The organism is Paracerasibacillus soli (assembly GCF_042432965.1).
In the GTDB taxonomy this organism is placed as follows: Bacteria; Bacillota; Bacilli; order Bacillales; family Amphibacillaceae; genus Paracerasibacillus; species Paracerasibacillus soli.
The window spans coordinates 323,455-323,795 of record NZ_JBHLWL010000040.1; the positions used below are offsets into that span (position 1 = coordinate 323,455).

Annotated in this window: 1 pseudogene; it reads right to left on the bottom strand. The window is 33.7% G+C overall.

Features of this window, described 5'->3' with window-relative positions:
- Window positions 1–341 (bottom strand): annotated as a pseudogene (locus tag ACFFIS_RS12755) (RNA-guided endonuclease TnpB family protein); the annotation flags it as partial.

Sequence of the window (341 nt, forward strand, 5' to 3'; positions counted from 1 at the left end):
CATTGCTAATTTAGCAAGCATTTGTCGATAAAATTTAGGGTAATTGGCTTTCTCACCCTCGCTATCGACAAACAACCCATCCATCGCAAAATCTAACCCGACTACTTTTTCAATTTTTTTGCTTTCTATCTCCTTCTCGTATTCTGTAAGAATAGAAATATAGTATTTCCCCGATGAAGTCATAGATAGGGTACAAGATTTAATTTTGTGTTCTGATGGTATCTTTCTATGTTGTTTGACTTTGACTGTTTTTAGTTTAGGTAATTTGATATGACCATCCAACAACTGAATATTACCGTTTACAAGATTTGTTGTATAGCTTTGCTTGTGTCGTTTACTTT